Origin of the sequence: Acinetobacter sp. YH12112, assembly GCF_013418945.1 — a bacterium.
Classification (GTDB): domain Bacteria; phylum Pseudomonadota; class Gammaproteobacteria; order Pseudomonadales; family Moraxellaceae; genus Acinetobacter; species Acinetobacter indicus.
The window spans coordinates 20,338-43,779 of the sequence record NZ_VPBA01000020.1 but is presented as its reverse complement, the minus strand read 5'-3'; the positions used below and the strand labels follow the sequence as shown (position 1 = coordinate 43,779).

Below are 23,442 nucleotides of genomic sequence, written 5' to 3'. Positions count from 1 at the left end.
TGTCTAGGCTGGCCAATTTTGGTAAATCTGGGCCAACAGGTCTGCAGCTTTTTCTTTGTCTGCAAAACTGTTGTCGGCGTTGAACACAGCCAGGTTGTTACTTGTACCGACAGAGGTGAGTCTTAAGACGTAGGTCTGTTGATCGACCGAGATGGTGACTTCGTAACGGTTTTTGCTCTGACCAATAATGCTATGGTTCAGGCTGCTGAGTGTGGCAAGCGTATACTGCCAAATTGTAGCAGAATTTCCATCTATTTTGAGCAGTGGATTTTGATTTCCATCTACAACCGGTTGTGGACGACCTGGCGCGGTGTTGTCCTGTACAGCAGCGGCCTGAGTCGGCTCTACGGCTGGAGGACGAGGAAGTGCGAAACGGTTGCCACGGCTGTTTTCCAGCTTCGGTGCATGTTCAATGGCCAGTGGGTCAACCGTTGGTGCAGGATACAATGGCGTTGCTGGTCGGGCCACAGCACCTTCAGGATATTGTAAGGGCGCAAGGGTGGTGGTGTCTTTATAATCCAGAGAGCCATTGCTGATGGCTAAAGAACTACAACCTGCCAAACTTACCACTGAAAGTGCAGCGATTAAACCAAAACGTAATTGCATAATATTGTGCTCTTATTAAATGACACCCGAAGCCTGTAAAGCTTCACGTAACGGTGCGCGATATTGTTCTGCAAGTGGCGTTAATGGCAGGCGGATGCCGGTACCAATTAAGCCCATTTCATGAAGTGCCCATTTCACCGGAATTGGGTTTGATTCACAAAATAGAATATTGTGTAAATTTGCAACTGTATTGTTACGTGCTTCAGCGCTGTCATTGTCGCCGGCAATGGCTGCGGCACAAACTTCGCTCATGACTTTTGGTGCCACATTGGCCGTAACCGAGATATTGCCTTTGGCACCAGCCAGCATTAACTGATAGGCAGTGGCATCATCACCTGAATAGACAGTCATGTCTTTACCCGCCAGACCGGCCAGTAATTCACGGCCACGTGGTACATCGCCAGTGGCATCTTTAATGCCCACAATTTGTGGAATGTCGGCCAGACGAATCACTGTTTCGTTGGACATGTCGACGCCAGTACGGCCCGGAACGTTATACAGGATTTGTGGCAGATCCACTGCTTCGGCAATAGTCTTATAATGCTGATATAACCCTTCCTGGGTTGGCTTGTTATAATATGGCGTGACGAGAAGTGCGGCATCGGCGCCGAGTTCTTTGGCTTCTCTGGTCAGTTCGATCGCTTCATGCGTTGAGTTTGCACCAGTACCAGCAATCACCGGGATACGTTTGTTGGCCACGCGAATGATTTCTTTAATCACACGTGTATGTTCAGCCATGCTTAATGTAGAGGCTTCACCTGTCGTGCCCACGGCCACAATACTGTTCGTGCCTTGTTCTATGTGCCACTCAACCAGCTTCTCGAGACCTTTCCAATCTACGCTGCCATCTTCTAACATTGGGGTGACGATTGCGACAATTGAGCCTTGAATGGTCTGTGCTTGCTGAGTCATTTTGAAAAAATATCCTATTTTTCCATCCACAAAAGTTCGTAGAAACAGAAAACGTGGATGGTTGCAGTATTTTGATTTGAGTCAGAATTCAATAAGTCATGATTGAATAATGCTTATGCAAATTATGACTGATTCAGTGTGTCAGAACAATATCCGTAAGTCAAAGCCAATATCAACTTTATCCGCTGCTCAAAACAGTCCGGTATAAGGCATAAGTTGGTGCTTTTACAGCAGTTCCGGTTCATCTTCGACTTTAGAATGAACTGGTGAGTAAGCATAGGTCTATAGAAGCTGTCCGGACAGCAATTTTGCCTGGAAAAAGCAGTAAAAAGCTGTGAAAACCAGGTAAAAGGGTCGGAATTAAGATAAAAAAACACTTAAACTAGACCTGAAAATTATTTGAATAGCCTTTTTTTTAATGCCATTTCCTGCTTAAACCAGCTCGGAATGATTTTTTTCAGATCTAAATAAAAATAATAATTTTGACTGTTTGTTTATTTGTAACCGTTGATATTTATATGAATTTTATTGTTTTTTTAAATTGATATGCCTCAATTAAGTCTTTCTAAAACTATATGTTTGCGTGTCTTAAAATAAGAAATGTCTATTAATTTTTTGCCAGACCAGCGCTTTATTCCACTTATTGGTAGTTAATTCAAAGGACATCCTCATAGATGATGGCGGTCTTAACCTTTTATAAACACTGATTGAAACAAGGATTCTCCAATGGAAAGATCAGATAATCGACATGCGATTGTGACAGTAGCCATCTGTTTCTTGATTGCGGTCATTGAAGGCTTGGATATCCAGGCAGCAGGTATTGCCGCAGTTGGTATCCGTGAGCATTTTGGCCTCGATAGCTCGCAATTGGGGGTGTTTTTTAGTGCAGGGATTCTGGGCTTATTGCCTGGTGCACTGGTTGGTGGACGCGTGGCAGACCGTATTGGCCGTAAACAGGTGCTAATCTGGTCGACTGCCGTATTTGCGGTCTTTACTTTATGTACCGTATGGGTCAACAGCTTTAACTCATTACTGGTGGTGCGTTTCCTGGCCGGTGCCGGTCTGGGTGCAGCCATGCCAATTCTGATTACGCTGGCCTCTGAAGCGGTATCACCACAAAACCGTGGCCGTGCCGTGGGTCTGATGTACTGTGGTATGCCAGTCGGTGCTGCGATTTTATCGTTAATTGCCAGTACCGATTTCGGTTCTAACTGGAAAAACATTTTCTACCTAGGCGGTTTATTACCTATTATCGTCATTCCAGTGATGATGTGGTTATTGCCAGAATCAAAGGAATATTTAAAAGCCAAAGATCAGGCTGCGAATACGACAGCAGAAGCTACGCCACAAGGTTCGTTTAAAGATCTGTTTAACTCGAACAACCTGCTACGTACCATGTTCATCTGGGTCAGCTATTTCTTCACCCTGATGGTGGTGTACATCATGCTGAGCTGGTTACCGTCGCTGTTCCAGGAACTGGGCTTCTCGCGTAAAGAAGGCGCAACTGCACAGTTCTACTTTATGGTCAGCGCGACGATTGGTACCGTTATTTTGGGTATGCTGACCGATCGCTGGAAAAAAGCCTATGTCATTCTGTTGATGTATGGCGGTATTCTGGCCGGTCTGCTGGCACTGAACGCTGCAGGTTCATTAACTCAAATGTATCTGGCCTCTGCGCTGGTGGGTGCATTCGTCATTGGCTGTCAGGGTGTACTGTATGCCTTCGGTGGTATTGTGTATCCAACTGAAGTGCGTGGTACCGGTATTGGTGTGGCGTCTGCCGTGGGCCGTGTTGGTGCGATGCTTGGGCCTGCGATTGCCGGTTCACTGTTAACGGCTGGCTTTGGTGCAGCAGGGGTGATCTCTGCCGCGATTCCATGTATCGTGATCTCTGCCATCTTTATGTTACTGCTGGTGCGTCGTATTCAAAACTAAACACGCATTGTAACGACCCCTTCAGACAGCCCGCATATGCGGGCTGTTTTGTTTTCACCGTACAGTCCAATGATTCCGCTGCAACAAAACCATCCATTTGGTATATGCTAGGACGCTGACAATAAGCGAAACATGGATAGGTGTTATGCAAGCGCAGACGGCATTGATCGTAGTAGATGTACAAAATGGATTTACACCGGGCGGTAATTTGGCCGTCGCTGATGCCGATCAGATTATTCCGATCATTAACCAGCTGGGGCAGGTCTTCGACAATATTGTCCTGACCCAGGACTGGCATCCGCAGAATCATATTTCTTTTGCCGACAATCATCCGGGCAAACAGCCGTATGAAGTGGTGATGCTGGAATATGGCGAGCAGGTGCTGTGGCCGGCACATTGCGTCCAGGGCACAGCCGATGCCGAACTGCATCCGGCATTGGACTTGCCGCAGGCGCAGCTGATTATCCGTAAAGGTTTTCATGCACAAATTGACAGCTATTCGGCCTTTATGGAAGCGGATCAGAAAACCACCACCGGTCTCGCTGGCTATTTAAAAGCGCGTGGTATCGACACGGTGTTTATTACCGGCATTGCCACCGATTTTTGCGTGGCCTGGACCGCCATAGATGCCTGCAAGCTGGGCTTTAATACCTTTGTCATTGCCGATGCCAGCAAAGGCATAGACCTGAAAGGTTCATTGCAACATGCCTGGCAGGAGATGCTAGCGCATGGGGTAAAACGGGTCTATAGCAAAGATGTGTTGGGCCTGTTACAGCCTGCTGCACAGCCAAGCCTGGCCTGATTGGCCCGAATCATTCATTCAGAACGTGCCGAGGTCTATGGTGTTAGGTTTTAGCCAGTTTGTACAGAAAACTTTTGCCCTGTGGGTGCTGCTATTTGCCGTGATTGCCATGTATCAGCCAGAGGCTTTTGTCTGGTTAAAAGCCTATATCACCTGGATGCTTGGCATCATCATGTTTGGTATGGGCATGACCATGTCACTGCAGGATTTTAAAGGCGTGCTGCAAAGCCCGAAAGCAGTCGCGATTGGCGTGGCCGCGCAGTTTATGGTGATGCCGCTGTTGGCCTATCTGTTATGTGCCTTGTTCCGGTTACCGGCGGAAATTGCCATTGGGGTGATTCTGGTTGGCTGCTGCCCGGGTGGTACGGCTTCCAATGTAATTACCTATATGGCCAAAGGCAATACCGCCTTGTCGGTGGCCTGTACTTCGGTGTCGACCTTGCTGGCGCCGCTGCTGACCCCGGCAATTTTCTTTGTGCTGGCCAGCCAGTGGATTGAAATTGATGCCTGGTCCATGCTGAGCTCGATTTTACAGGTGGTACTGTTCCCGATTGTACTGGGCCTGCTGCTGCGCACGCTGTTTAAAACTCAGGTGGAGCGTTCCATTACCCTGATGCCGCTGGTTTCGGTGGTGGCGATTGTTGCCATTGTCGCGGCAATTATTGCCGGCAGCCGGGCACAGATTCTGGAAAGCGGCTTGCTGATTTTAGCGGTGGTGATGCTGCACAATGGCCTGGGCTATTTACTCGGTTTCTGGGCGGCGCGTTTATTTAAATTACCCTATGCCGACAGCAAAGCGGTGTCGATTGAAGTCGGAATGCAGAATTCTGGCTTGGGCGTGGCCTTGGCGGCGGTGCATTTTGCCGCGTCACCGGTGACTGCCGTGCCGAGCGCCATCTTCAGTTTATGGCACAATATTTCCGGACCGGCGCTGGCCAGCTATTGGGCCAGCCGGCAGCGCCAATAAAGGACAGCTGTCATCTGGCTGTCATTAAGGCAAGGAGGCTTTAGCATATTGAATATGCTGTCTTTTTACTTAGACAAAAAACAAAAAAATGATAAAAAACAGATTTTTATTTTGAACAAATTTGGGCTAATTTTCATCATTTGGTTATTTTTGTAACACAACTGTCATATTCAATTTCTAAGATGCCCTCACAGAGGCGGCACAAACAGACTGTTGTAAGACAGCATAGAGTGAGATATGAGCGATTTTCAGCATTCATCCATGACCTATTTCAATCGGGAACTGGCATTATTCGAGTTCCATCAACGGGTATTGGCCCAAGCGCTGGATGAGCGTCTGCCGCTGCTGGAACGCTTAAACTTTCTGATTATTTTTTCCCGAAATCTGGATGAGTTTTTTGAAATCCGCGTGGCGGGTTTAATGAAACAGCTGGATTTAAATGCCCTGACCCGCACTCCGGATGCAATTCCGACCGAACTGGTGCTGGCACAGTTATCTGAAGAAATTCATGCGGCGGTCGAGCTGCAATATCGCACCTTAAATCAGGACATTCTGCCGCAGTTGCAGCAGGCCGGGATTCGTTTTATTCAATATCCGCAAATTCAGGACAAGCATAAACCCTGGATTGCCCAGTATTTTGCCAAACAGGTCCAGCCGGTACTGACCCCAATCAGTCTGGACCCATCACATCCGTTTCCGCGACTGGTCAATAAAAGCCTGAACTTTATTGTCAGTCTGGAAGGTAAGGATGCCTTTGGCCGTGAAATTGAAATGGCGATTGTGCCAGCCCCACGTTCCTTGCCGCGCTTAATTGCCTTGCCGCCTGAAGTGGCCGGGGAAGGGGAGGAACAGATTTTCCTGACGGCAATTATCCAGCAGCATATCAATGACCTGTTCCCGGGCATGAAAGCCACCGGCTGCTATGCTTTTCGTGTGACCCGAAATGCCGACCTGATTCTGTCGGAAGATGTCGATGATCTGGCGGTGGCCTTAAAAGATGAGCTGTCATCACGCCGTTTTGGTCGCGCGGTGCGTCTGGAAATTGAAGATGACTGCCCGCAGAGTATTATTGACTACTTGCTAGATGAGTTTGATCTGGATCAGCAGCAGCTGTATCAGACCAGTGGCCCGATTAACCTGTCGCGTCTCACCACCAGTTTTGACCGTCCGGAACTGAAATATCCAATTTTTAGCCCGGTGATTCCGCCGGTGTTTCGCAAGCAGAAACCGATTTTTGAGGTGCTGAAGAAGCAGGATGTATTGCTGCATCATCCGTTTGATTCTTTTCAGCCGGTGATCAGCCTACTCAAAGAAGCGGCCAAAGATCCGCATGTGCTGGCTATTAAACAGACCCTGTATCGCAGTGGTCCGGACTCGGAAATTGTGCAGGTACTGGCTGAAGCGGCGCGTAATGGCAAGGAAGTCACTGCGGTCATTGAACTGCGTGCCCGCTTCGACGAAGAATCCAATATCATGGTTGCCAACGTGCTGCAGGAAGCCGGTGCGGTAGTGGTGTATGGCATTGTCGGCTATAAAACCCATGCCAAAATGATTCTGGTGGTACGCCGCGAGCAGGACCAGCTGGTGCGTTATGTGCACTTGGGCACCGGTAACTACCATGCCGGCAATGCGCGCATGTACACCGACTACGGCCTGATGACCACCCAGCCGGATATCTGTGAAGATGTGCACCGCATGTTCCAGGAACTGACCGGCATGGGCAAAATGGCCAAACTGAAAAACCTGCTGCATGCGCCGTTCACCCTGCACACTGAACTGCTGAAACTGATTGAACAGGAAATTGAATTTGCCCAGGCCGGCAAAGCCGCGCAGATCATGATTAAAGTCAATGCCCTGACCGAGCCACAACTGATTGCGGCGCTATACCGTGCCTCGCAGGCCGGGGTGCAGGTTGATCTGATTATCCGTTCGATTTGCTGCCTGATTCCCCAAGTGCCGGGCATGTCAGACAATATCCGGGTGCGTTCGATTGTTGGTCGTTTCCTGGAACATACCCGCGTCTATTATTTTGAACATGGCGGCGAGAAAAAACTGTTCTGTGCCAGCGCTGACTGGATGGGACGTAACCTGTTCTCACGGGTTGAAACCTGTTTCCCGATTCTGGACAGCAAGATCAAGAAATGTATTGTCGAAGATGGTTTACGCAGCTATTTAAATGACAACCAGAATGCCTGGGAATTGCAGTCCGATGGCCACTGGCAGAAAGTGCAGCCGGAACCGGAACAGCCCCTGCACAGTGCACAGGCCTATTTACTGCAAAAAAAGCTCCTCAAACTCTAAGCCTCTATCAAAAAATCCTGACACGGGTCAGGATTTTGATCAGACGACAGCGGCTGCTGCGTCTTAAGACGCTTTAGAGTGCTTGCCACGTAAAATTTCAGTTCTTAACTGCTGGGCCAGTTCGGCCGCTTCACTGTCCAGGCCATTGACCATATAGGCATGCCGGGTCAGCACATTGGTCGGGTTTGGCATACTGACCAGTTCATAATGATCGGACAGAGTTTTCAGTAATTCATGCGGTAAATGCACCGCATTTTCCTTAGCTGACAGCTGGCTGACCAAGCGTTCTGCCGCCTGCACCGAAGACAGCTGCATGGCATCGACCGGGCTGGACAGTGCACTGCGGGTTTGCAGCACAAAGCGTTTTTCTTCACGGTAGCGTTTATACAGCACTTCAGACAGCAGCTGGAACACGGTGCCAATCATCGCCAGACACGGTGCCGCATTCGGTTTATCGGCCGACATGCTTAAGGTGGCGCCATCTTCATGGAATGGTTGTACCGTGGTGATATCCTGCTGGCTAAGTTTATAGTGCTGCACACACAGCTCGATGCTCTTGTTCAGGAAAATCTGGCATAGATTAAAATACGGCACCGAAACGGTTTTGTTGACCGTATCCATCAACTGTTTCGGATCATAGAACTGGATGTTTAACGAAATTGTATGCTGATCAACCGGGGCCGGTTTGTTTTCTTTCAGTTTTGGTGCGGCTTTGGCCTGTTGCTGCGCCTGTGCAATCGCCAATGCGGTATTGTGTTTTTCCTGCTCCAGTGCCTGGGTCAGATTCTGGATTTCGTGTTTCAGACGCGATTCATTGTTGATACGCGCCAGATATTCTGAACGGCTTGGACGGGCAATCGCACGATAGGCCAGCCACAGCAGGGCATGAATAAACAGCGAACTGAGAATCGCCATCCACTGGGTACGCAGAATTTCGCCAATACTTGGTTTGACCAGGGTCACTTCAATGGTGCCGACTTTCTTTTCGTTTTGCAGCGCATCGCGTACAAAGACTTCACCCTGACGGGTTTTGGCCAGGCCACCGGTGGCCAGCACCTGATTGTTGGTATTCAGAATGCGAATTGAGGCAATACTCGGGTTGGTGGCATAACGATCGGCCAGAAGCGCCAGTGAAACGGTATTGGCCGGTTCCAGCTCGGACAGGCTGTCTGTGACCAGCTGGCTGGTGATCAGCTGGCCTTGACTGGCCCGATTTTCATTGAGCTGGTGAGTCGTTGCCAGTACCAGTAAAAAGGTATGCAAGGCAAAACTTATGGTCAGTAGGCTAGCAAATAGCCCTTGTCTAGGCGCATTCAACGTAAACTTCCAAAGTAATTCTACTTAATTTCGATTATGATTCTAACAATAGTTGTAGCTCAGACCCGAGTCAATTCATGCGAGAAATCATTCTTATATCATTTTTAGGACCTGACCAACCGAATCAGTTTACTCGATTAATGCAGGTTCTGTCCGCTCATTCCTTACAAATCTTAGATGTCGGTCAGGCGGTCATTCATAACCAGTTGACTTTAGGTATTGTCGTCTCATCAGATGACCAGACGGCTACCGCATTAGCCATGAAAGAGATCCTGATTTTAGCACATGATATTGGCTTAACTGTGCGCTTTAAACCGATCTCTGCAACAGAGTATGAACAATGGGTCAATGAAGGTGGCCGTACCCGTTACATCGTGACGGCTTTGGCGCCAGAACTCAATGCCTCTCATCTGCAGGCAGTAACACAAATTGTATCCAGCCAGGGTTTCAATATTGAGACCGTGACCCGTCTGTCTGGCCGTCCGGCAGCAGATGGTTCCAGCCAGGGGCCAAAACGTGCCTGTGTGCAGTTTGGTTTAAGCGGTCAGATGCTCGATGCCGCAGCCATGCGTGCCGCCTGTTTAAGCCTGTCCAACGCGCTAAGCGTCGATGTCGCGGTACAGGAAGACAATGCTTATCGCCGTAACCGTCGTTTGGTCTGCTTTGACATGGACTCAACCTTAATTGAGCAGGAAGTGATTGACGAACTGGCGATTGAAGCCGGTGTCGGTGCACAAGTGGCTGAAATTACCGAGCGCGCCATGCAGGGCGAGCTGGATTTTCAGCAAAGTTTCCGTGCCCGTGTGGCCTTGCTAAAAGGTCTGGATGCGTCGGTTCTGCCAAAAATCGCCGAGCGTTTAACCGTGACTGAAGGCGCCGAGCGTCTGATTTCGACCTTAAAAGCCCTGGGCTATCGCACTGCGATTCTATCGGGTGGATTCCAGTACTTTGCCGAATATCTGCAGGACAAGCTGGGGATTGATGAAGTACATGCCAATATTCTGGATGTCGAGCATGGCGTGGTAACCGGGGAAGTGAAAGGCCATATTGTGGATGGTGCGCGTAAAGCTCTGCTATTGCGTGAACTGGCCGAGAAAATGGGTATTTCTCTGGAGCAGGCCATTGCGGTAGGTGATGGTGCCAATGACCTGCCAATGCTATCCATTGCCGGTCTGGGGGTTGCTTTCCGTGCCAAACCGCTGGTACGTGAAAATGCCAATCAGGCGATTTCCAGCGTTGGCTTGGATGGTGTTTTGTATCTATTAGGTGTCCATGATAAAGACCTGAACCGGGCTTAAGCACATCACAGGTTGAATCAAGCGCAGCATAAGGGCTGCGCTTTTTTTATGCAAAATCAGTGAACAAGGGCAAATGTTCATTTTTTGACTGAATCGAAATCTGCTTTAAAAACATCGAAAAAAATATTTTTCAGGGCAGTTTTGCAGGTTGTTTTTTTGTAATGACACGCGAAAGAAGGAGTAGCCTTATCTTCAGAAATCTTTAAAATTAAAAAAGTGTAATGACAATATAATATTGCGACAATGTGTGTCGCGTGGTCAAAATTTAAGTCTTTTTTTATCCAGAAAACTACTCATAATGCTTCCATAGATTTGAAATTGGCCTTGCCATTCATTTACAAGTATTGAAGATGGCATGGGGACTCGACAAGATCCACATCCATTTTTGGACGGAGGTTTTTATGTTAACAGCGAATTTAGCAACTATAGTCGGCTTGAGCTTGGTAGCGGCTGCTTTGATTGCTGTTTTCTTTTCGCCTTATCGTCGTTGGTTAAGCTTCATGTTGGCCGGTATGGCATTCTGGGGCATTTTGGAAACGGTCCGTTTTAGCGTACAAACTGTTTTTGAACTGCCTGTGACCTACAGCTATCTGTCTGCATTAACCCTGGCGATGATTGTTGTGACATTGCTTCTGCTACGCGAAGACCGTCGTGCAGAGCGTGCATTGGCCAAAAGACGTTATATCGAACATACCCCAGTGTATGAAGATGACCAGCAGCAGTATTCCAGCCGTTAAGTCTATACAGATAAGACGTCCAAAAAATGTACAGTCATGTACATTTTTTTTTACTTTCGATAATGATTGTTATACAAAGCCTTGCTGAAAAATCAGCTGTTTATGGTAGGATGAAAAGCAATCTAACCCAACAATTACAATAGGCTCGGACGTCATGAAACTTTCCTCAATTCCTGTCGTGAAACTTCCTCTGGTTGATGTCAGCACGGATCCGCTTGATTTGCTCGTGACAGGTTTGGCTTTGCGTATGAAGCAGCTAGCCCGTACCAGCCCTAAATTTATTGAGTTGGTTCATGAGCGTCAGTTCCGCATCCAGATTGGTACCGATACCGGTTTTGCCCGCCAGATTATTGTCAATAATGGCGACATTGATACCGTGTCGGGTGATGCTGAAAAAGCCGATTTTATTTTGCAGTTCGCCGACAGCGAGCAGGGCGTGAAAACCCTGATGAAAGGCGATCCGACTGCCTTTATGACCGGCATGCAAAATGGCACCATTAAAATGGAAGGTGATTTTGGTCTGCTGGTCTGGTTTAACCAGGTGGCGAAACTGGTACCACCAAAGCTGCCGAAACCGGTCAAAGAAAAAATTAAAATGGCGCGTCAGTTTATTAAGCAGAAAACTGGTAAATCAATCTGATTGCTGCGTCGAAACGCCCAAGAAAAAGGTCTTCCAGTGGAAGACCTTTTTTATGCACCAAGCATTGGCTTATTCAATTTCCAGCTGAAAGGTCACCGGCCCGTCATTGACCAGATGCACTTTCATATCGGCGGCAAAAATACCGGTTTCTACCTGTGCAAACTGGCTTTTGGCATAGTCCACCAGCTGATCATACAGTTCTTTGGCTTGCGCGGGGGGCATCGCCGGGCCAAAGTCAGGGCGTAAACCTTTCTGGGTCTGGGCCATCAGGGTAAACTGCGATACCAGTAAAATACCGCCGCCGGCCTGGCTGACATTCCAGCCCATCTTGCCCTGTTCATCATCAAAAAAGCGATATTTCAGGATTTTATCAATCAGCTTTTTGCCTTTGTCCAGATTATCGTCTTTGCCCAAACCTAAAAAAACCAGAATACCGTGCTGAATTTCTCCGGTTGTTTCACCCTCAACAACGACTTTGGCTTCTAGCACTCGCTGTAATAATGCGCGCATATTTGACTCAAAAACTGAAAATTATGTGCATTGTACAAGAACCGCAGCAAGTCTGCAGATTAGCTCTGCTTAAAATGTATTCTAATCTATTGACTATATTTGATAATATTTTAAATAATCTAAAAACACGATTGAATTTATAAAAATTATCAGTTTTATCTATTTTTTACTCTCGAGTATCTTAGCCCATGCAGGAAAGGTAATAAATTGAGAGATTTAGAAATGTTTAAGCGTTCATTACTGGTTGCAATGCTTGCAACTGTCACAGCCGCACAAGCTGCCCCATTAACTAAAGATAACGGCGCGCCAGTGGGGGATAACCAGAACTCGATCACTGCTGGTCCAAATGGTTCCGTTTTACTTCAAGATGTACAATTAGTTCAAAAATTACAACGTTTTGGTCGTGAGCGTATTCCTGAGCGTGTGGTACATGCGCGTGGTACGGGTGCCTATGGTGAATTCGTTGCAACCAAAGACCTATCTGATCTGACCCTTGCTTCATTGTTCAAAGCCGGTACTAAAACTCCAGTTTTCCTACGTTTCTCTACCGTAATTCATGGTAAAGGCTCACCAGAGACCCTACGTGACCCACATGGTTTCGCAGTGAAGTTCTACACACAAGAAGGTAACTGGGACTTGGTCGGTAACCAGACACCGGTCTTCTTTATCCGTGATGCGATCAAATTCCCAGACTTCATTCATGCCATGAAGCCAAGCCCGGTGACTAACGTACAAGATGCCAACCGTGTGTTTGATTTCTTGTCGAGCCAGCCATGGGCAACCAACATGCTGACCTATGTATACGGCAAGCAAGGTGTTCCAACCAGCTACCGCGAACAGGACGGTTTTGGGGTTCACGCTTACAAACTGTATAACGACAAAGGCGAATACAAGTACGTGAAATTCAACTTCCGTTCTAAACAAGGCGTGAAGGGCTTGAACGTGAAAGAAGCGGCTGAGCAGCAAGGTAAAGATTTCAACCATTTGACCAATGATCTTTATAACAACATCTATGCAGGTAACTTCCCGAAATGGGATCTGTATATTCAGGTGCTTGATCCTAAAGACCTGGGCAAGTTTGATTTCGATCCGCTAGATCCAACTAAAATCTGGCCAACTGAGCTGGTTCCAGAAACTAAAGTCGGTACCTTGACCCTGAACCGTATGCCGAAGAACTTCTTCAATGAAACTGAACAGTCAGCATTTGCGCCAGGTAACCTGGTTCCAGGTATCGAGCCATCAGAAGACCGTCTGTTACAAGGCCGTATCTTCTCTTATTCAGATACACAAATGTACCGTCTGGGTGCAAATCATCAGCAGATTCCAGTCAACCGTCCAGTGGTAAATGTGAACAACAATAACCAGGATGGCTACATGAATGTATCTGAGCGTGACTCAGATGTGAACTATGAGCCAAGCCGTAAAGAGCCAAAAGCTGCCACTGAAAAAGCACGTGCGGTACAAACACCATTATCTGGTCATGTACAGCAAATTGGCGTGAAAGAGCAGAACTTCAAGCAGGCAGGTGAGCTGTACCGTTCATACACAGCTAAAGAGAAAGATGACCTGATCATGAACTTGGCTGCTGACTTAGGTGCAGTGAAAGATTCAGAAACCAAGCACATCATGTTGTCTTATTTCTACAAGGCAGATGCAGACTACGGTACCCGTATGACCAAAGCGGTGAACGGTAACCTGGCGACGGTTAAAGCTAAAGCTGCAAAATTAAAAGACTAATCTCGATTGGTCTTGAGGAACTGGTGACTAGGGTATAGCGCATCACCTCCGAAAAGTCCTGTAAAACTCCAAACCTTTCCTGCACCCTAGGGGGAGTTTTACAGGCACCTCTTTATTTTGCCGATTCAGACAGGAGCAGCAAGATGCGTATTTTCACCATGCTCTGTGCCGGACTGTTCAGCCTGGGAGTAGGCGCAGCACCAGCCTGGGCACAAGCAGATTCATTCTCGGCCACAAGCCAAACCGTAGCATCATCTGCCGCACAAGAGCTGATTGATCTGTTTTTTGCGGCTGCCCGCAGTGGCCAGCATGACGTGATTCAGGAATTTTTACAGCACGGTTTTCCGGTCGATGTCCGTAATTCGGCCGGTTTTACGCCATTAATGATGGCGACGTATTATGGCCATCAGCCAATTGTCAGCACCTTGCTGGCCTATGGCGCCGACCGCTGTGCACGTGACCAGAAAGGTCATACCGCGCTAATGGCAGCCATTGTAAAAGCCGAGTGGGGTATTGCCCGGCAGTTACGTCAGGTCGATTGTGATGCTCACGCGGTCCAGACTGGCCAGCTGACTGCCGAAGAATTTGCCCGGGTATTTGGCCAACAGCAGCAATTTCAGAAGCTGAGTGAGGACTAGCCGAGCGCCAGGTTCTTACCCAATGGTCGATACAAAAGGTTAAATATCGCTGTAAAAATTATGCTTTAATGCAAGGAGTACAGCAAAAACGAACTCTTATGGCACCAATCATCCACTCTTTGCTTGATACCGACTTGTACAAATTTACCATGCTACAGGTGGTCTTACATAAATTCCCGCAAACCCACAGTGTCTATCATTTCCGCTGCCGTAATCTGGAAGATACGGTCTATCCACTGGCGGATATTCTGGATGATTTAAATGCACAGCTGGATCATTTGTGCCGCCTGAAATTTAGCGAAGATGAACTGCAGTATTTGCGCAGTTTACGCTTTATCAAAAGCGACTTTGTCGATTATCTGGAACTGTTCCAGCTCAAGCGCCGTTTTATTCGTGCCGGCATCGACAGTGAAGGGCGTCTGGATATTGTGGTAGAAGGCCCGATGGTTCAGGCCATGATGTTCGAGATTTTTGTGCTGGCCATTGTCAATGAGCTGTATTTCAGCCGTATTCGCAGTGACGAGGTGCTGGCCGAAGGTGAACGCCGTCTACAGGCCAAAGTGGCCTTGGTGCAGCAATATGCCGCCGAGCAGAATCCGGAAGATCCGCCATTTCTGGTTTCGGATTTTGGTACACGCCGCCGTTACAGCTTTGCCTGGCAAAAGCATGTGGTGCAGCAGATTAATGCCGCCGCGCCGGGTGTATTCCGCGGCACCAGCAATGTGCTGCTGGCCAAACAGCTTGGCATTACTCCAATTGGCACCATGGCGCATGAATTTTTACAGGCCTTTCAGGCGCTGGATGTGCGTTTACGTGACTTCCAGAAAGCGGCGCTGGAAACCTGGGTACAGGAATATCGGGGTGACTTGGGGATTGCCCTGACCGATGTGGTCGGGATGGATGCCTTCCTGCGTGATTTTGACCTGTATTTTGCCAAACTGTTTGATGGCCTGCGCCATGACAGTGGTGACCCGTATAGCTGGGGCGACAAAGCCTATGCCCATTATAAAAAGCTGAAAATTGACAGCAAAACCAAGATGCTGACCTTTAGTGATGGCCTGACCTTGGAAAAAGCCTGGGCGCTACACAACTACTTTAAAGACCGCTTTCAGGTCAGTTTCGGGATTGGCACCAACCTAACCAATGATATGGGACAAACTCCGCTGAATATTGTGTTAAAGCTGGTGGAATGTAACCGTCAGTCGGTGGCCAAAATTTCCGACAGTCCGGGCAAAACCATGACCGACAACGACACCTTCCTCGCTTATTTGCGTCAGGTGTTTGATATTCAGGAATAAGCAAAAATACAGGCCAGGTCCAGTACAAAGGCTGGACCTCGTCCTCTCCCTGATGGCGGGTTGACCTCTATCCATTTTTCTGCGCAAGGAATGCAGAAATTCAGGATAATCCTAAAAATGACTTGTGCTAACATCAGGGACAAGGATAGTGATAAAACATACAACCACGATGAATGATGCCACGATCAATTTCGGTCTGTTGATTGAAGCCGAAGACCTGGTGCCCTATTTAGGCAGTGAAAAATTACGTATTGTCGATTTAAGCCGCAACTCGGTCTATGAACAGCTGCATATTCCACATGCGCTACATGTAAAGCCAAAACTATTGCTGCGTCAGGAAGAGTATGCTTCGGGTTTATTGCCGGAGCAGGACGGCCTGGAAGAACTGATCCGCTATTTAAATATTTCCCCTGAGCATCATGTGGTGGCCTATGACGATGAAGGCGGAGCCTGGGCCGGGCGTTTGCTGTGGAATTTACATTGTTTAGGTTTTGAAAATACTAGCCTGCTCAATGGTGGGATTCATGCCTGGCTGGCGGCCGGTCTGCCGACCTCGTCGGAGCTGCCGAGCTTTGCGCCGGTTGAGCATTTGGTGCCGGTACAGCTGAATGATCAGTATCAAATTCAATATGATGCGTTATTAGAGCAGGTACAAAGTGCTGAACTGCAACTCTGGGATTGCCGCACTGCAGAAGAATATAGCGGACAGCGACTGGCGGCGCGACGCGGCGGTCACATGCCGGGCGCCCGACATTTCGAGTGGAGTACTGCCCTTGACCGCGAAAATCATTTAAAATTGCATCCGCTAGAACGCACGCAGCAACGTCTGGAACAACTTGGCTTTGATTTAAGCCAACCGGTGGTGGTGTACTGCCAGTCTCATCATCGTTCCGGTCTGGCCTATATTCTGGGCCGTTTACTGGGTTGGCCAATCCGGGCGTATGCAGGTGCGTGGAGTGAATGGGGCAATCGCCTCGACAGTCCTATCATTACCGGAGAGTTGCCGTCTTGAGCCTCACATCTCGTTTAAAAAAACAATTATTTATTCAGGCCCAGCGCGTGGTACCCCAGCACCAGTTGTCTCGTGTGGTGGGTAAAATTGCTGCCAGTGAACACCCGATGGTGAAAAATGCAGTAATTCAGGCATTTAAAATGCAGTACGGAATTGATATGTCGATTGCCGAGCAAGGCAATGCCCTGAAATTCAAATCCTTTAATGAATTCTTTACCCGTGCCTTAAAAGATGGGGTGCGTGTGGTCGATGCCGATCCGAACAGCATTGTTTCTCCGGCTGATGGCGCGATTTCCCAGCTGGGTAAAATTGAAGATGGTGCAATTTTTCAGGCCAAAGGCCAGAATTTTACGGTTGAAAACCTGATTGCCGATCCGCAGCTGGCCGAGCCATTTAAAAATGGCCAGTTTGCCACCGTGTATTTATCACCGCGGGATTATCACCGGGTGCATATGCCATTTGCCGGTACCTTAACTGAAACTCTGTATGTACCGGGCGAGCTGTTTTCAGTGAACCAGACCACGGCAGAACATATTCCGGGACTGTTTGCCCGTAATGAACGCATGGTCTGCCTGTTTGATACCGAGATGGGCCGGATGGCGGTGGTGCTGGTGGGTGCCATGATTGTGGCCGGTATTGAAACGGTTGCCACCGGCAAGGTCAAACCATCGGGCCGTTTGGAGCTGAACCAGCATGACCTGTTCCTGGAAAAAGGCGCCGAATTAGGCCGTTTTTATCTCGGTTCTACCGCAGTGATTTTATTTGAACAGGATAAAATGCAGTGGGATGCACAGTATCAGGCCAATTCTCTGGTGGAAATGGGCAAAGCCATGGGTCATCGCCTTTAAGCTGTTTGTATTGAAATGAAAAATGCCCGGATTAATCCGGGCATTTTTATGGGTATTCGGTTTAAAGGCTATACAGCCGTTCTTTGGGAAAGACGGCCTTAAAGGTTGAGCCGCTATTTTCTTTGGACTCGACTTCTAAATGGGCATTGTGCTGCATCAAGACATGCTTGACGATGGCCAGCCCTAAACCGGTACCGCCGGTCTGACGGCTACGCGCGCTATCTACCCGATAAAAACGTTCGGTTAGACGCGGCAGGTGTTTCGGATCAATGCCGATGCCGGTGTCCTGCACGCTAAAATAGCCATGCTCGCCATCATCATGCCAGCCAATGGTAATGGTGCCGCCTTTCGGGGTGTATTTGATGGCGTTGGTAATTAAATTGCTAAAGGCACTGGCCAGTTCCATATCGGAGCCAATCAGGTCGCAATGACTGTCGATATCCAGATTTAGGGTATGGCCATAATCAATATTGTAGGCATGCGCATCATCAAACAGCTGGTTCATCAAACTTGGCATGTCAATAATCTGGTTTTTGGCAATGGTTTTTTCATTTTCCAGACGCGACAGCAGCAGCAGGTCATTGACCAGCGCATTCATACGCCGGGTCTGCGACTGCATCTGTTCAAAGGCACGTTTCCAGCGCGGATTCATGTCTTCCTGGTCGGTAAAGGTTTCAATATAGCCACTCAGTACGGTCAGCGGGGTGCGTAATTCGTGCGAGATATTGTCGACAAAGTCTTTGCGCATCTGTTCCAGATTGTGCATCCGGGTCATGTCATGTGCCACCAGTAGGCGGCTTTCGCCACCAAAGCGGGTCATTTTGACCTGCACATAGTGTTCATCCAGCACGGTCGATTTGATTTTCAAGCCATCTGGTGCCTGATCAATATGATGAAAATATTCAATAAATGCCGGTTGGCGCAAAATGGTTAAAATATTGCGACCACGATCCAGTGGCTGAATGCCGAGCAGGCGCTCTGCTGCCGGGTTCCACCATTCGATCTGATGGTTATCATCAATCAGCACTACCGCTTCGGCCAGGGCCACTAGTGACGACTGAGCGCGGTCAATCAGCCCGACCATTTCGGCCTGGACAATACGTTCCTGACGCTGCGAGCGGTAGACATTAAATAATAAAGCCCCCCAAATGCCATGCAAATTGGGGGGGACATCATAGGGACGGTTGGCAATCCAGTCATTGACCAGATAGAGGGAGCGCATTTGGGTGGCGAAAAACGCCAGAAAGCCAATAAAAATACAGATCCAGAACTGTTCGATCCCGAGACCAATAAAACCTGCAATTACTAAAAAAAAGATCAGTAAACGGAGATCTTGTTTGGCAAAAGTCCACAAACTGCTGTAACGGACATTCTTGTGGTCACGGGCCAGTTCGGGGACAGGGTATGGTTCATACATAAAAAGCGATTAACCTAAGGCGACATCCGCACGGGTTGAGAAACGGTATCCAGTGCCACGAACCGTTTGTACAAAGCGGTCTGCGCCAAATGGCTCCAGCACCTTGCGTAAACGACGAATATGCACATCAATGGTACGATCCTCAATATATACGTTGCCACCCCAGACCTGGTCAAGTAGTTGTGCACGGGTATAGGCACGTTCCGGATGCGTCATAAAGAAGGCCAAAAGACGATATTCGGTTGGACCCATGTCCAGAATGTTGTCGCCAAAGCTGACGCGCTGGCTGACCGGATCTAGAATCAGGCCGTTGGCATCAATGGTTTTTTCACCATTCAGGGCATTGGCACGGCGCAGTACGGCTTTGATGCGTGATACCAGCTCACGGGTAGAAAACGGTTTGGTCATGTAGTCGTCGGCACCGGCATCCAGACCCTGAACCTTGTGGTCTTCTTCACCGCGTGCAGTCAGCATGATCACCGGAATTTCCGCCAGGTTTTCATCACGTTTTAAACGACGACATAAATCAACACCGCTGACGCCGCCAGGCATCATCCAGTCCAGCAAAATCAGTGCCGGGCGTTGATCGACGATCATCTGATGCGCCTGTTTGGCATCTTCGGCCTGTAAGCAATGAAAGCCGGCCATATCCAGTGAGGTATGAATCATCTCTCGGATTGGAAGTTCATCATCGACAATTAAAATGTAGTCATCTTTCACAACGCAATACCCTATAAGTGAACGGTGAACCGTTTATATTTATGACAGGCTTATTACAAAGATTAATTATGACAGTATCATTGCAGAAAGGGCAGGTAGCGCTATTTTCGCAATGTTTTGTGACAATTTTTTGTACAGAATGGGCTGAATCCAGAATTCATTTAAAAAAATTTAAATAAAAGATTCAAATATTTAATTTTTCTTGCAGTTTGATGACAGGGATTCAGGCTTTTTTGCTACTTTCTGGCTCCGCTTCGGAAAAATGTTCGAGCAGGGAAATGAACACCACGCTACAGGCGCTGAGCACTTCATCCATTGACTGCTTAAAGCCGCTCATGACCCAGCGGATGGCAATTTGGGTGACATAACCGTTCAGGCCGCTGGCAATTAATGACAGTTCGCGTTCTGAATGCTGCAGGTTTGGCATCATTAGCATGACAAAGGCCTGAATCATGCGGTCAAAGCGCGCCATGCTTTCCTGAATGGTGGCCTGATTATGCAGTTCCTGTACCAGCATGGCATCAATATAAATAATCCGTGCCATCTGTGGGTTGTCTTTGAGCGTAGTCAGCAGGGCAGTTAAACCGGCTTCAATCATTTTTTGCGGATTGGTCGAGGCCTGCATGATGGCCTGCATCACATTGTGTTGCAGTGCATCAATCAGCTGTAAAAAAATGGTCTGGAACAGGTCTTCACTTTTTTTGAAGGATTCGTAGAAATAGCGCTCGGTGAGTTTGGCCTCGGTACAAATATCTTTCACCGTGACCGCAAAAAAACCATGCGTACCATAGGCGTGCAGGCCGGCTTCAATCAGTTTTTCCCGGCGTAGCTGTTTGCGCTCGCTCAGCGATAATCCTTTAAATTGGCGCTCTTTATTTTGGGTATTCTGCGCATTTTGGGGAGCGGGGTGTTGTGCTTCGGTCATAGTAAAAAGGCCAGTTCACATCCTATATTGCTATAGATTAACAAGATTTTGCGCTAAGTGCGAAGTTTGGCACTCAGATTTGAACGCAGCAGACAGAAATCTGCAGGCTTTTGTGTTGACAATGATTATTGTCAAAATTATATTTGAGTGGTGAAATTGAAGTGCGCTGCCGTGCCTGAGGGACGCAGCAAGACCATCCATAAAAAGGAAGCGGAATGAAAAATTTTAAAAATAAAGTCGCGGCGATTACCGGAGCAGGTTCAGGCATTGGCCAGCAGCTGGCCGTATTATTGGCCCAGCAGGGCTGTCATCTGTCTTTAAGTGATGTTAATGAAGAAGGTTTGGCTAAAACCAAAGCCTTGCTGAGTGATTATAACGTGCGAGTGACCACGGCGCAGGTGGATGTGGCAGATCGGGCGGCCATGAAGCACTGGGCTGAACAGACCGTACAGGATCATGGCTCGGTCAATATGATTTTTAACAATGCCGGGGTGGCCTTAGGATCGACCGTTGAAGGTGCCTCTTATGAAGACCTGGAGTGGATTGTCGGGATTAATTTCTGGGGCGTGGTGCATGGCACCAAAGAATTTTTACCATATATCAAACAGACTGGTGATGGCCATATTGTCAATATTTCCAGCCTGTTCGGGATTACTGCGCAGCCAACCCAATCGGCCTATAACGCGACCAAGTTTGCGGTACGTGGTTATACCGAGTCGTTGCGTCAGGAACTGGATATCCAGAACTGTGGCGTGAGTGCGCTGTGTGTGCATCCGGGCGGGATTAGGACCAATATTGCCAACGCCGCGAAAATGAATGACAGCCTCAGCAGTCTGGGCATGAACTCAGAAAAGTCGATACGCTCTTTCAATAAATTATTGCGTTATCCGGCAGAGCATGCGGCACGCGATATTCTGGATGCGGTTTTAAAAGATAAACGCCGTTTATTGATTGGCAATGATGCCAAAGCTATTGATTTAATTCAGCGGATTGTCCCAAGTGGCTATCAGCGGGTGATGGCGGTGGCGACCCAGCTGGGCAAAGGCCGTAAATAAACTGTATTTTAAAGAAGCCTGCGTTAAGCGGGCTTTTTTGTGGCTGTTCAGCATATTTCATTTTTTATTTATCTGAAATTCAGAATAAAACTGTCAAGTTTTTGACAGATTTGAATAAGCCGTTTTGACATCATCAGCTCATCCCGAGTGGAAACCTTTAAAAACATCAAAAGAGAAATGAAGGAAATTTAATATGAGCTATGACTATCAACATATTCAGGTCAAACCGATTAATGGCCGTATTGGCGCTGAGATTCAGGGTATTCAATTATCTTCGCAATTAGCGCAAGCGGTGATTCAGGAAATTAATCAGGCGCTATCTCCTGCCGTCAAATTAACACCTCAATAGTCTTTTTCTTCCAGACAAACTGATAATACAGACCCTGTAAAATACACAGACTGACAAAGGCCAGCGCATAGGCATACCAGATGCCTTGTAATCCCCACCACTGACTAAACAGATAGGCACACGGCACTTCAATCAGCAAAATTGCCAGCACATTAATAATCATTGGCACCGTGACAGTCCCGCTGGCGCGCATAATCGAAGCGAAAATGGCACTGGCCCCAAAGAACAAAATTGACCACAATACAATAAACAGCAGCTGCTGGCCCAGCTCGACCACCTGCGGGTCGGTAATAAACAGCGCCATTAAATATTTCGAGAATAAATAGGCCAGTACCACCAGCATCCCGGTAATCATCAGGTTCATGCCCAAAGCAGTACGGGTGACTTTGGCCAGTAAATCGGACTTGCCAGCCCCAATCGCCTGCGCACCAAAAATAGAGGCGGCAATGGCAATCGACAGCGCCGGAAACTGAATATAGTTCAGCACCTGATTCACCGCACCATAAGCCGCTGTGGCTTCAGCGCCATAACGGTTGACCAGCCCGACAATTACCAGACCGGCCACCGACGTGGTGACCATCTGAATGCCGGTCGGAATGCCCAAACGTAAAATAATCTTGCTCAAGATCGGTTGATGGCGAATATTTTTCAGCAATTGCCAATCCGGTCGTAGCGGATGGTTTTTCTTGTTCAGATACACCGCCAGAAAAATCAGCACCGCCAGATAACCAATAATGGTGGCGATAGCCGGGGCAATAATCCCCAGACGCGGAAAACCAAAATAGCCGGCAATCAGCACCGGGGTAATAAACAGCCCGATCAGGCTGGTCATGCCTAAGGCAATTAAGGGGGTAATACTGTCGCCCACGCCGCGTAAAATGGAGGTGTAAATAATATAGACAAACAGCAGCGGGCTACCGGCCAGCATCCATTGCACATAGGGCAACGACAGATGCATCACCTGCGGATCGGTACCGAGCGCCAGCAGAATGGATTTGGCGAAAATCACGCCTAAAATGGCAATGATGGTGCCGCCAATCAGGGTCATAAACAGGGTCGAGCCGACCACACAGCGTACTTTTTCAATATTCTGCGCGCCCCAGGCCTGCCCGACCAGCACGGTTGAACCGGCTGACAGCCCGATCACAAAGGCCATCAAACAGAACAGAATCGGGAAGAATACCGCCACCGCTGCAATGGCATCGACACCCATCATCTGGCCAACAAAGACAGTGTTGATGGTGCCAGACAGGTTTTGCAGAATATTGGTGGCAATCAGCGGCAGCAGGAAAATCAGGAAGGTTTTCCAGAGCTTGTGTTGATTCACCAAAGGTTGATGCTGCGGCATGAGCAATCCTGTAACCGGTTTATGATCGTGTGCATGAATGGCTTTACCCTAGCATGAGCCTGTAGCAAAA

General features: G+C 48.2%; 22 protein-coding genes. 14 read left to right on the top strand and 8 right to left on the bottom strand.

Going from position 1 to position 23,442, the window contains the following annotated elements; translation table 11 throughout:
- Positions 1-3: 3 nt before the first annotated feature.
- Both FTU50_RS09005 and dapA read right to left on the bottom strand, forming a co-directional pair.
- Complete coding sequence (locus FTU50_RS09005; protein WP_005180933.1) at positions 4-606, bottom strand: hypothetical protein; 603 nt, start codon at positions 604-606, stop codon at positions 4-6.
- A gap of 15 nt (positions 607-621) precedes the next feature.
- Positions 622-1,518: a 4-hydroxy-tetrahydrodipicolinate synthase gene (gene dapA, locus FTU50_RS09000; RefSeq protein WP_005180931.1), complete on the bottom strand. Its 897-nt coding sequence runs from the start codon at positions 1,516-1,518 to the stop codon at positions 622-624.
- Between the two features lie 726 nt (positions 1,519-2,244).
- Between dapA and mhpT the strand changes: the two genes are divergently transcribed.
- The 4 genes from mhpT (at position 2,245) to ppk1 (ending at position 7,523) form a co-directional block, all read left to right on the top strand.
- Positions 2,245-3,453, top strand: coding sequence for a 3-(3-hydroxy-phenyl)propionate transporter MhpT (gene mhpT / locus FTU50_RS08995; RefSeq protein WP_180046851.1), 1,209 nt, complete (start codon positions 2,245-2,247; stop codon positions 3,451-3,453).
- Positions 3,454-3,598: 145 nt separating this feature from the next.
- Positions 3,599-4,255 (top strand): bifunctional nicotinamidase/pyrazinamidase, encoded by a 657-nt coding sequence (gene pncA / locus FTU50_RS08990; RefSeq protein WP_163140786.1) that lies wholly within the window; start codon positions 3,599-3,601, stop codon positions 4,253-4,255.
- Between the two features lie 37 nt (positions 4,256-4,292).
- Positions 4,293-5,222 (top strand): bile acid:sodium symporter family protein, encoded by a 930-nt coding sequence (locus tag FTU50_RS08985; protein ID WP_163145362.1) that lies wholly within the window; start codon positions 4,293-4,295, stop codon positions 5,220-5,222.
- A 237-nt stretch (positions 5,223-5,459) separates the two neighbouring features.
- Entirely contained in the window at positions 5,460-7,523 is a 2,064-nt protein-coding gene (ppk1, locus tag FTU50_RS08980) for a polyphosphate kinase 1 (RefSeq protein WP_075175034.1), read from the top strand.
- A gap of 63 nt (positions 7,524-7,586) precedes the next feature.
- On the opposite strand, the gene FTU50_RS08975 is transcribed toward ppk1, so the two are convergent.
- The gene (locus FTU50_RS08975; protein ID WP_168398334.1) at positions 7,587-8,840 is read right to left on the bottom strand and encodes a hypothetical protein; all 1,254 of its coding nucleotides are present in this window, start codon (positions 8,838-8,840) and stop codon (positions 7,587-7,589) included.
- Between the two features lie 77 nt (positions 8,841-8,917).
- Between FTU50_RS08975 and serB the strand changes: the two genes are divergently transcribed.
- The 3 genes from serB to FTU50_RS08960 all read left to right on the top strand — a co-directional run bounded on the left by serB (position 8,918) and on the right by FTU50_RS08960 (position 11,515).
- Complete coding sequence (gene serB, locus FTU50_RS08970) at positions 8,918-10,138, top strand: phosphoserine phosphatase SerB (protein WP_005180917.1); 1,221 nt, start codon at positions 8,918-8,920, stop codon at positions 10,136-10,138.
- A gap of 401 nt (positions 10,139-10,539) precedes the next feature.
- The gene (gene aciT, locus FTU50_RS08965; protein WP_005180916.1) at positions 10,540-10,875 is read left to right on the top strand and encodes a ciprofloxacin tolerance protein AciT; all 336 of its coding nucleotides are present in this window, start codon (positions 10,540-10,542) and stop codon (positions 10,873-10,875) included.
- 154 nt (positions 10,876-11,029) lie between these two features.
- Complete coding sequence (locus tag FTU50_RS08960) at positions 11,030-11,515, top strand: hypothetical protein (RefSeq protein ID WP_016658700.1); 486 nt, start codon at positions 11,030-11,032, stop codon at positions 11,513-11,515.
- Between the two features lie 69 nt (positions 11,516-11,584).
- On the opposite strand, the gene dtd is transcribed toward FTU50_RS08960, so the two are convergent.
- A complete protein-coding gene (gene dtd, locus FTU50_RS08955; protein WP_180046852.1) occupies positions 11,585-12,025 on the bottom strand; it encodes a D-aminoacyl-tRNA deacylase in 441 nt (146 codons plus the stop codon).
- Between the two features lie 222 nt (positions 12,026-12,247).
- On the opposite strand from dtd, the gene FTU50_RS08950 reads away from it, so the two are divergent.
- The 5 genes from FTU50_RS08950 (at position 12,248) to asd (ending at position 17,558) form a co-directional block, all read left to right on the top strand.
- Positions 12,248-13,762, top strand: coding sequence for a catalase (locus tag FTU50_RS08950; RefSeq protein ID WP_005180906.1), 1,515 nt, complete (start codon positions 12,248-12,250; stop codon positions 13,760-13,762).
- Positions 13,763-13,905: 143 nt separating this feature from the next.
- Entirely contained in the window at positions 13,906-14,400 is a 495-nt protein-coding gene (locus tag FTU50_RS08945; protein WP_171431540.1) for an ankyrin repeat domain-containing protein, read from the top strand.
- Positions 14,401-14,498: 98 nt separating this feature from the next.
- Positions 14,499-15,698, top strand: coding sequence for a nicotinate phosphoribosyltransferase (gene pncB / locus FTU50_RS08940; protein ID WP_087662325.1), 1,200 nt, complete (start codon positions 14,499-14,501; stop codon positions 15,696-15,698).
- Between the two features lie 169 nt (positions 15,699-15,867).
- Complete coding sequence (locus tag FTU50_RS08935) at positions 15,868-16,710, top strand: sulfurtransferase (protein WP_005180899.1); 843 nt, start codon at positions 15,868-15,870, stop codon at positions 16,708-16,710.
- The gene (gene asd / locus FTU50_RS08930; protein WP_005180897.1) at positions 16,707-17,558 is read left to right on the top strand and encodes an archaetidylserine decarboxylase; all 852 of its coding nucleotides are present in this window, start codon (positions 16,707-16,709) and stop codon (positions 17,556-17,558) included. Before FTU50_RS08935 ends, asd begins: the two co-directional genes overlap by 4 nt.
- A 61-nt stretch (positions 17,559-17,619) precedes the next feature.
- Here asd and phoR read toward each other — a convergent pair whose 3' ends face one another.
- The 3 genes from phoR to FTU50_RS08915 all read right to left on the bottom strand — a co-directional run bounded on the left by phoR (position 17,620) and on the right by FTU50_RS08915 (position 20,620).
- The gene (gene phoR / locus FTU50_RS08925) at positions 17,620-18,975 is read right to left on the bottom strand and encodes a phosphate regulon sensor histidine kinase PhoR (RefSeq protein ID WP_016658705.1); all 1,356 of its coding nucleotides are present in this window, start codon (positions 18,973-18,975) and stop codon (positions 17,620-17,622) included.
- A gap of 9 nt (positions 18,976-18,984) precedes the next feature.
- A complete protein-coding gene (gene phoB / locus FTU50_RS08920; RefSeq protein ID WP_005180894.1) occupies positions 18,985-19,695 on the bottom strand; it encodes a phosphate regulon transcriptional regulator PhoB in 711 nt (236 codons plus the stop codon).
- A 223-nt stretch (positions 19,696-19,918) separates the two neighbouring features.
- On the bottom strand, positions 19,919-20,620 hold the full coding sequence (locus FTU50_RS08915; protein ID WP_168384468.1) for a TetR/AcrR family transcriptional regulator: 702 nt from the start codon (positions 20,618-20,620) through the stop codon (positions 19,919-19,921).
- Positions 20,621-20,835: 215 nt separating this feature from the next.
- On the opposite strand from FTU50_RS08915, the gene FTU50_RS08910 reads away from it, so the two are divergent.
- Together FTU50_RS08910 and FTU50_RS08905 are read left to right on the top strand one after the other, a co-directional pair.
- The gene (locus FTU50_RS08910; protein ID WP_016658706.1) at positions 20,836-21,675 is read left to right on the top strand and encodes an SDR family oxidoreductase; all 840 of its coding nucleotides are present in this window, start codon (positions 20,836-20,838) and stop codon (positions 21,673-21,675) included.
- Between the two features lie 193 nt (positions 21,676-21,868).
- Complete coding sequence (locus tag FTU50_RS08905) at positions 21,869-22,024, top strand: hypothetical protein (protein WP_168370814.1); 156 nt, start codon at positions 21,869-21,871, stop codon at positions 22,022-22,024.
- Here the strand turns inward: FTU50_RS08905 and FTU50_RS08900 are convergent.
- Positions 22,005-23,372, bottom strand: a complete 1,368-nt coding sequence (locus tag FTU50_RS08900; protein ID WP_005180888.1) for an MATE family efflux transporter — start codon at positions 23,370-23,372, stop codon at positions 22,005-22,007. The genes FTU50_RS08905 and FTU50_RS08900 overlap by 20 nt on opposite strands.
- Positions 23,373-23,442: the final 70 nt, after the last annotated feature.

Bases quoted from the DNA above. Each gene is read 5' to 3' on its own strand.
- FTU50_RS08905 (WP_168370814.1), top strand. From the start codon at position 21,869: ATGAGCTATGACTATCAACATATTCAGGTCAAACCGATTAATGGCCGT.
- FTU50_RS08960 (WP_016658700.1), top strand. From the start codon at position 11,030: ATGAAACTTTCCTCAATTCCTGTCGTGAAACTTCCTCTGGTTGATGTC.
- FTU50_RS08945 (WP_171431540.1), top strand. From the start codon at position 13,906: ATGCGTATTTTCACCATGCTCTGTGCCGGACTGTTCAGCCTGGGAGTA.
- pncB (WP_087662325.1), top strand. From the start codon at position 14,499: ATGGCACCAATCATCCACTCTTTGCTTGATACCGACTTGTACAAATTT.
- dtd (WP_180046852.1), bottom strand. From the start codon at position 12,025: ATGCGCGCATTATTACAGCGAGTGCTAGAAGCCAAAGTCGTTGTTGAG.
- aciT (WP_005180916.1), top strand. From the start codon at position 10,540: ATGTTAACAGCGAATTTAGCAACTATAGTCGGCTTGAGCTTGGTAGCG.
- FTU50_RS08915 (WP_168384468.1), bottom strand. From the start codon at position 20,620: ATGACCGAAGCACAACACCCCGCTCCCCAAAATGCGCAGAATACCCAA.
- FTU50_RS08910 (WP_016658706.1), top strand. From the start codon at position 20,836: ATGAAAAATTTTAAAAATAAAGTCGCGGCGATTACCGGAGCAGGTTCA.
- mhpT (WP_180046851.1), top strand. From the start codon at position 2,245: ATGGAAAGATCAGATAATCGACATGCGATTGTGACAGTAGCCATCTGT.
- serB (WP_005180917.1), top strand. From the start codon at position 8,918: ATGCGAGAAATCATTCTTATATCATTTTTAGGACCTGACCAACCGAAT.
- FTU50_RS09005 (WP_005180933.1), bottom strand. From the start codon at position 606: ATGCAATTACGTTTTGGTTTAATCGCTGCACTTTCAGTGGTAAGTTTG.
- FTU50_RS08950 (WP_005180906.1), top strand. From the start codon at position 12,248: ATGTTTAAGCGTTCATTACTGGTTGCAATGCTTGCAACTGTCACAGCC.
- FTU50_RS08900 (WP_005180888.1), bottom strand. From the start codon at position 23,372: ATGCCGCAGCATCAACCTTTGGTGAATCAACACAAGCTCTGGAAAACC.
- dapA (WP_005180931.1), bottom strand. From the start codon at position 1,518: ATGACTCAGCAAGCACAGACCATTCAAGGCTCAATTGTCGCAATCGTC.
- FTU50_RS08935 (WP_005180899.1), top strand. From the start codon at position 15,868: ATGAATGATGCCACGATCAATTTCGGTCTGTTGATTGAAGCCGAAGAC.
- pncA (WP_163140786.1), top strand. From the start codon at position 3,599: ATGCAAGCGCAGACGGCATTGATCGTAGTAGATGTACAAAATGGATTT.
- FTU50_RS08985 (WP_163145362.1), top strand. From the start codon at position 4,293: ATGGTGTTAGGTTTTAGCCAGTTTGTACAGAAAACTTTTGCCCTGTGG.
- ppk1 (WP_075175034.1), top strand. From the start codon at position 5,460: ATGAGCGATTTTCAGCATTCATCCATGACCTATTTCAATCGGGAACTG.
- phoR (WP_016658705.1), bottom strand. From the start codon at position 18,975: ATGTATGAACCATACCCTGTCCCCGAACTGGCCCGTGACCACAAGAAT.